This window comes from Dawidia soli (assembly GCF_018598185.1).
Classification (GTDB): Bacteria; Bacteroidota; Bacteroidia; order Cytophagales; family Cyclobacteriaceae; genus Ohtaekwangia; species Ohtaekwangia soli.
Genome location: NZ_JAHESC010000097.1, coordinates 1 through 7,248, shown reverse-complemented (window position 1 = coordinate 7,248; position 7,248 = coordinate 1). Strand labels below are relative to the sequence as shown.

The 7,248-nt window shown below is 56.0% G+C and carries 8 protein-coding genes; 3 read left to right on the top strand and 5 right to left on the bottom strand.

What is annotated here, in order from left to right; all coding sequences use genetic code 11:
• Positions 1-177: 177 nt before the first annotated feature.
• The 4 genes from KK078_RS30075 to KK078_RS30060 all read right to left on the bottom strand — a co-directional run bounded on the left by KK078_RS30075 (position 178) and on the right by KK078_RS30060 (position 3,036).
• Positions 178-1,044 carry a glycosyltransferase gene (locus KK078_RS30075; protein WP_254094701.1) on the bottom strand — a complete coding sequence of 289 codons (867 nt, stop codon included), beginning with the start codon at positions 1,042-1,044 and terminating at the stop codon, positions 178-180.
• Complete coding sequence (locus KK078_RS30070) at positions 1,044-1,982, bottom strand: GNAT family N-acetyltransferase (protein ID WP_254094699.1); 939 nt, start codon at positions 1,980-1,982, stop codon at positions 1,044-1,046. The genes KK078_RS30075 and KK078_RS30070 overlap by 1 nt, the downstream gene beginning before the upstream one ends.
• On the bottom strand, positions 1,979-2,458 hold the full coding sequence (locus KK078_RS30065; RefSeq protein WP_254094697.1) for an Mpo1 family 2-hydroxy fatty acid dioxygenase: 480 nt from the start codon (positions 2,456-2,458) through the stop codon (positions 1,979-1,981). The genes KK078_RS30070 and KK078_RS30065 overlap by 4 nt, the downstream gene beginning before the upstream one ends.
• A gap of 62 nt (positions 2,459-2,520) precedes the next feature.
• Positions 2,521-3,036, bottom strand: coding sequence for a DUF4442 domain-containing protein (locus KK078_RS30060; RefSeq protein ID WP_254094695.1), 516 nt, complete (start codon positions 3,034-3,036; stop codon positions 2,521-2,523).
• A gap of 55 nt (positions 3,037-3,091) precedes the next feature.
• Here KK078_RS30060 and KK078_RS30055 point away from each other — a divergent pair, with 55 nt between their 5' ends.
• Positions 3,092-4,222 (top strand): saccharopine dehydrogenase family protein, encoded by a 1,131-nt coding sequence (locus tag KK078_RS30055; protein WP_254094693.1) that lies wholly within the window; start codon positions 3,092-3,094, stop codon positions 4,220-4,222.
• Between the two features lie 65 nt (positions 4,223-4,287).
• On the opposite strand, the gene KK078_RS30050 is transcribed toward KK078_RS30055, so the two are convergent.
• Positions 4,288-5,979, bottom strand: a complete 1,692-nt coding sequence (locus KK078_RS30050) for an amino acid permease (RefSeq protein WP_254094691.1) — start codon at positions 5,977-5,979, stop codon at positions 4,288-4,290.
• Between the two features lie 187 nt (positions 5,980-6,166).
• Between KK078_RS30050 and KK078_RS30045 the strand changes: the two genes are divergently transcribed.
• Together KK078_RS30045 and KK078_RS30040 are read left to right on the top strand one after the other, a co-directional pair.
• Positions 6,167-6,811 carry a 3'-5' exonuclease gene (locus tag KK078_RS30045; RefSeq protein WP_254094689.1) on the top strand — a complete coding sequence of 215 codons (645 nt, stop codon included), beginning with the start codon at positions 6,167-6,169 and terminating at the stop codon, positions 6,809-6,811.
• Between the two features lie 108 nt (positions 6,812-6,919).
• Positions 6,920-7,248 (top strand): glycoside hydrolase family 78 protein (locus tag KK078_RS30040; protein WP_449508542.1); only part of this gene is annotated, 329 nt, incomplete at its 3' end.

Here is a 7,248-nt window from a genome sequence, read left to right as displayed (position 1 = left end):
CGCTTCCTCCTCGGCGACCACACCCTAATATTACAACCGAGGCGCCTGGGCGAGGGGCGCGGCAAAAGGGCGCCGTGTGTTCGCGACAAGGGTTTGGTTAGGCGCGTCACCGGTGCCGAGTATGGCGGCGGTCTCCTGACCGCCTTTGTAACTGCCATCGGCTCCACAACAACCCCATCATCCCGGATAATGTTGCCTGCGGTTCTTCCGCCGCAACGCCACGTACCGTAACAACAACCCCACGTCCAGTACCTTCAGGCATTGTTTCATTTCGTAGCCAATGCGTTGATGCAATGCCCGCTGCTCCGCGCGCGTACGATTCATCTCCAATATCTTCTCACACACGCGATACGTACTATACCGCTGCCGGTCCTTTCGGGTAAACTGTTTCTTCGCCAACGATCCCCGCACCACCCGTTTACGCACCAACACCTGCGGTGTATAACAAAATCGAAAAGCACGCGCTCCGCGCATCCACAGATCAAAATCTTCGTAAGACAATGACTCGTCATAACCGCCCAGACTGTCGATCAGCAGACGTGTGAACATCATGGACGGAGAACAAATAAAATACCGCGTGATCAACGGCAGGTATACATCGCCTTGCTGCACCTTGTCGTGCGGGAAGCGCTGCGAATGCAAATGCAGCAGATTACCCGCATCATCGATCCACTCGGCGTCGGTAAAGCTCAGGCCATAGGTCACGCCATGCGTCTGCAAAGCCTTTACTCCTTCTGCCACACGCCCGGGCAGCAGCACGTCGTCGGCCGCCAGGTCAATGATATAATCGCCGGTAGCATGCGCCAGCCCCTGGTTGAAGGCGCGACAGTTGCCTGTATTCTCTTGCAGCGGTATAAACCGCGCTTCCGGCAACGAACGCAGCTTCTCGCGGATAACGGCTACGCTGTCGTCCTGGCTGGCATCGTCTACAACGATCAATTCGACGTTGTCATAGGTTTGTTGCAATACCGAGTCGATCGCTTCCCCGACGAACCGGGCGTGGTTGTAACACAGGCAAATCACGGAAACACGTGCGCCCTGCATCACGACAATGTTTTGTTGAACGTATACTTCGGCGAAGGCGCGGCGCCCAGCCGCAGCTTGAACTCCAGCAACCCAAAGTTAGGCGTATCACCCAGGGCCGAAGTGCCCAGGTCCAGCAGCGCAATGCCCGCGCGGACGCAATACTGGTACATGCCCTCGATGAGCATTACCACGGGGCTAAGCGCATCATAGGCCGCGTCGTGATCGGAATAAAAGTTATACAGCACCGTTTCGCTTACACGTACGGACAATGCCCCGGCAATGAGTTTCCGGTCGTGGTACACGCCAAACAACACATAGGCTTCCGGAAAACGCGCGGCGGCTTGTAGTACATCCTCCAGCGAAAGCGAAAGCGTATATTCCTTCTGCCGGCGACAGGCAGCAATGAACGTGTATAACGCGGCCAGCTGTTCCCGGGGCAGTACGTCAAACACCAATCCTGCCACCGTCGCCTGGCGCAGCTTGCGCCGCTCCCACGCATGCAGCGTGCGCCCGGGCGAAGCCGGTACGGCGATCAGCGCCGCGGCCTCGGCATGCGTGACCTGGTAGCCCTGGTTGATCAGGAATGTATACAGCAACGCCGAGGTATGCGGTGTATAACCCTGCGGCGCGCACTTGAACGTTACCTGTGTAACACCCTCGGCGCGCAGGCGGGACTCGATAAAAGAAATGAAATCAAACAGCTGCGTGGGCGATACCCGGGGCGAACATTCGACGCCCCCATACGGCGCCCGCAACGGACTTTTGCCCGTACCGTTGTCGACACATACCTGCAACACCGCCAGCAACCGGTGGCGTTTCTCGTGCAGCATAAAAAAGCTGCGCCAGGCCCGGCCGCCTTGCAGGGCTACGTGCCCGGGTCGATTATAAAGCGATAGCGTAAAATCAGGATGATAGCCGGCAGGCCATGTTCCTTCCTCAAATCTGACAGGGCTCAATACGGAATACCGATCTTTTTATAAATAAAGTGCATCAGCCACGCCGGACCGATCAGCAGGAACTGCACATCCTTCAGGAACGACGGTTTCTTGCCTTCGATCTTATGACCGTAAAACTGTCCGATCCAGGCCAGCACAAATATACCTATACATACCGCCCACAGCGGCCCGACGTTTAGCCGGATAATCACGTTGACCAGCGCCAGGCAGGCCGCGCTGAACAACATCATGCCGATGCTCAGCGGGATCGACAGCGTCACATAATAAATGATCACGGGAATGAGCAGCACGGTACCCCAGTGCGCGTAGACATTTCCTTCGCCGAGGAACTGTTGCACAGGCGCCGAGGGAATGGAAGCGATCAGCCCGACGATACTGAAAAAGATTAACGGTACACAGATCCAGTGGATGGTTTTGTTGGTGGAGTCCTGATGGCTCTCGCCATATTCCGTAAATAGGTAATCGATCTTTCGCATACACAAAGGAGTTTGGGCAGACGTAATGTACTCAAAAACGAACGTAAAACATACCGGTTTTTTCAGGCGTTGACCTTGGTGCGCACACGCTGCCAATCTTTGATCTGCCAGAATACTTTGCCCGTCGTTAAATGATTGCCCGCCTCGTCGTGGATCTTTATTTCACACGGTATAACTACCGAATCCTCCGTGCGCAACGGTTCGTAGATCTGTTCCTGAAGCCAGGCATCCGAAATTTCAAACACCGCCGTGGCATCCATCTTGCCCTGGTAGTGATAGTCCATCTCCAGGCGCTGCATAATGATGCGGTACTTGCGGCTGTCGAGCCTGCTCACCAGCAGGAACCCCGTCGTAAATTCAGAGACCGTCGCCAGTGCACAGGCATGCAGGCCGCGAATGTGGTTCTGGTTACGGCGCCGGTATGGCAGCAGCGTTTTGAGACGATAGTCGCCTATTTCCATAATTTGGAAACCGTGGGGTTTGTTAAACGGTATCATCCGGTCCAGCGACTTGTTCAGCAGCCAGCGATAGAAGCCGGAGTGCCGGGCCTTGGCAACGATCTTATTCGGGTCAAACATAGTAGTGGCGTTCTGTAGTAGCCCAAGGTATGTATTTTCTCCTTACCTTACTTCTATGAAAAAGAAAGTCCTCGTATTGGGGGCAGGGTTGGTGGGCAACGCCATTGCCATCGACCTGGCCAAAACCTATAATGTTACTTCGGCCGACGTCCGGCCCGAGGCCCTCGCCGCACTCACGCAGCACCGCGTTCAAACCTGCCAGGCAGACCTCAGCGACCTGGATTTATTGACCGCCCTGGTACAACCGTTCGACCTGGTGGTCGGCGCCGTGCCCGGCTTCATGGGTTTCCAGACCGCGCGCACCGTCATAGAGGCCGGTAAGAACATGGTCGACATCTCCTTCTTTCCCGAAGACCCGTTCCTCCTCGACGACCTCGCCCGCCGCCAGAACGTTACCATCGTGACCGACTGCGGCGTCGCCCCCGGCATGGGCAATATCATCTTAGGCTACCATCGCCCGCGCATGCAGGTGCAATCCTACGAATGCCTCGTCGGCGGGCTCCCCGTCGTGCGCGAGTGGCCCCACGAGTACAAAGCCGTATTTTCGCCCATCGACGTCATCGAAGAATATACCCGCCCCGCGCGCTATGTACAGAACGGCGCCATCGTCATCCGCGAGGCGCTCTCCGACGCCGAGCTCATCCACTTCCCCGGCGTCGGCACCCTGGAGTCATGGAACAGCGACGGCCTGCGCACGCTCATCCATACCATGCAGGACATTCCCGACATGATCGAAAAAACGCTGCGGTATCCCGGCTGCATCGAATACCTGCGCATGCTCCGCGACAGCGGCTTTTTCTCCAAAGAAGAGATCGATGTGAACGGCATGCGCATACGCCCGCTGGACGTAACGGCCCAGCTGCTGTTTCCACAGTGGAAGCTCAAGCCAGGAGAAGAAGAGTTCACGGTCATGCGCATCCGCGTAAAAGGTGTGGAGCAAAACCTCCCGGTAACATACGAATACAACCTGCTGGACCGCACCGATCGTGCCACCGGCACACTCTCGATGGCCCGCACCACCGGCTATACCTGCACCGCCGCGGTGCAACTGGTCCTGGATGGTAAGTTTACCCGCAAAGGCATATCGCCTCCGGAATATCTGGGAGAGGACGAGTATAATTTTAAGTATATCCGCGAGCACCTCTCGGCACGAGGGGTGCAGTATGCACTGACCGTAAAAGAATAATAAAAAGGCCCGCTCCTCCTACGAAGACCGGGCCTTTCATTTATCTCTTGAACGAGGACCTGCTTTTACAATTTCGGCGCCAGGCGGCTTTTCCAATAGCCATAGCTAAAGTAGATCACCAGACCGATGGCCATCCATACAAAAAACCATTCCCAGGAAACCGCCGGGATCTCAATTAACAAATAGGCGCAGCACAGCATGCCCAGCACCGGGATGAGCGAATAGCGCTTTACCACCGTCAGCACGGTGATCACGCCCGCCAACAATACATATACCAGGAAAAGCGCCTCCTGTAAGCTAGCCGCAGGGTTGGTCAGGTCGGCCTGGATCCGGTCGATGAACAGGTATAGAAACAGCGCATACAGCACCGGCACGATAAACCGGCCGTTGACATAGGGCAGCTTAAAGCCGGAACGGCCGGCGTTGTCCAGGCGCGGCAGCATCAGGACGCCGCCCGACACGAGCACAAACGCAAACAGGGTACCAATGCTGGTCAGGTCCGTCATCAGCGAGCTTTGCATAAAAAGCGACGGGATGGCTACCAGGAAACCCGTCACGACGGTCGAGAAGTGTGGCGTCTGGTAGCGGGGGTGCACTCTGGCAAACGCCTTGGGCAACAGGCCGTCACGGCTCATGCTCATCCAGATCCGGGGTTGACCCAACGCAAAGACCAGCAACACACTGGTCGTTGCCACCACCGCGCTCACCGCAATGATATAGCTGATCCACTCCTGCCCTACGCGCTCGAACACGTACGCCAGCGGATCGTTCACATTCAGTTCAGAGTAATGCACCATCCCCGTCAAAGCCAGCGCCACCAAAATGTATAATACCGTGCAGATCACCAGCGAATAGATCATCCCCCGGGGCAGATCCCGTTTCGGATCTTTACATTCCTCCGCCGTGGTGGAGATCGCATCGAACCCGATATACGCATAGAACACAGCCGATACGCCCTTCAATACGCCTTCAAAACCATTCGGCAGGAATGGCGACCAGTACGAAGGCTTGGCATAAATGAATCCAAAGACGATAACGAACAGCACGACGGCAATCTTAAAGATCACCATGAAGTTGGCACCCTTCTTACTTTCCTTGATGCCCACATAAGTAAGCCAGGTGATGAGAACGATGATGATGAAGGCCGGGAAGTTGACAAAGATGCGGTGCCCGGCAATAACCGGCGCCGTCTCATAGGCAGTGATAACAGACTGCATATTTGGCGTCATCGCAACACCGCTGCTCAGTTGCTGCTGCGTGGTTTCATAGGCGACCCGGGCCGTGTCGGGATCGATCGTCAGCCAACCGGGCAAATGGATCCCCCCTGCTTCCAGCAGGTGGTTGAAATAGCTGCTCCACGAGATCGCAACCACGATGTTGCCGATGGCGTACTCCAGGATCAGGGCCCAGCCGATGATCCACGCTATGATCTCACCAAAAGAAACATACGCATAGGTGTACGCGCTGCCCGAAATCGGGACGCGGCTCGCAAACTCCGCATAACAAAGGGCCGAAAATCCGCACGTAACGGCGGTAAGCACAAATAACAGCGATATACCCGGCCCACCGTTGGAGGCTGCGGTGCCGATCGTTGAAAATATACCCGCTCCGACCACGGCGGCAATGCCCATAAAGGTCAGATCGCGCACCGACAGCACTCTACGCAGGCCTTTGCCGCCGTGGCCGTCGTCAATGCCCTGTTCGGCATCGCGCGCAATAGCCTCCAGCGACTTCTTGCGGAATAAAGATTTTGACATTCAGTTCAGTTTAGGGTTAAGCAGGGCTGAAAATAGCAAAAATTGATCAGCATTACAGTTTTGGCCGTTTCCGAACATTTTGCCAAACCGCCCATCAGCCCGAAAGTTACCGACGGTAGGATAGGTGTCAGTATTTTTACTTTATTTTAAGGCGTGATATTTTTTTAAGCTTTAATCGTATTTTTTAATGCAGTCGTCCTCCGAACATGTAAAAGAAACACACGCAGACCCCTCAGGTTTTAAGACCACTATTTCGAACGAAGAACTCAACCAACTGCACCTCAAAGCCTTTCAGGAAAAGGTGCAGGTTATCACCGACCCTGCCGCGCTCCCCGCGGTAGTAAAAGAAATTCAAAAACACACCGTGGTGGGCTTCGACACCGAAACCCGCCCGAGCTTTAAGCGCGGCCAGGTTTTTAAAGTCGCCCTCATCCAGCTGGCCATTCCCGGCAAGGTGTTCCTCATCCGCACGCACCACGCCGGCGTCACCCCCGAAATTGCCGCCATCTTTGAAAACCCCGGCATCATCAAGGCCGGCGTCGCCATACACGATGATATCAAAGGCCTGCAAAAATTTGCACCCTTTACACCCCAGGGGTTCGTCGACCTTTCCATCGTCGCCCGTAAAGCCGGCTACCAGGTGGAAAGTGTAAAAAAACTCACGGGCCTCCTCCTGGGCTTCCGTATTTCTAAGAGCGCTCAGACCTCGAACTGGGAGGCGCTCACCCTCACGGAAAAACAGATCGAGTACGCCGCCACCGACGCCTGGGTCTGCCTGGAGATCTATCGCAAGCTGGTCGAGGCCACCGGCAAAGGTCCGGTGATACAATAACCCGGTGGGGCTCAGACTGCCCTCGCCTTACCTGGCATGACGCGCCGGGTAAGTGCAGGAAAGTACTGCCAAATGCCAACGTATCTTGCGGCGTAACCTCGAACCGCCATGACACGTCTGATCCTTTTCCTCTGCCTGCTGCCCCTGATCACCCAGGCGCAAAAACTCACCCTCACCACCCCCACCTGCGAATACCAGCAAAACCCGTTGGGCCTGGGCACAAAAACGCCACGCTTCAGTTGGGTTCTCGCGTCTGCGCGTCGCAACGTATTGCAGACCGGCTACGAGCTCGTCGTGAGCCGTGACGCGGGCTTCCGCGACGTCGTCTGGAAAACCGGACGGGTAAAGACAGACCAGTCGGTGCTCGTGGCCTACCGCGGACCCGCCCTCGCCGCCGGCGAGAAATACCACTGGCACGTGCGCGTATGGGACAACGG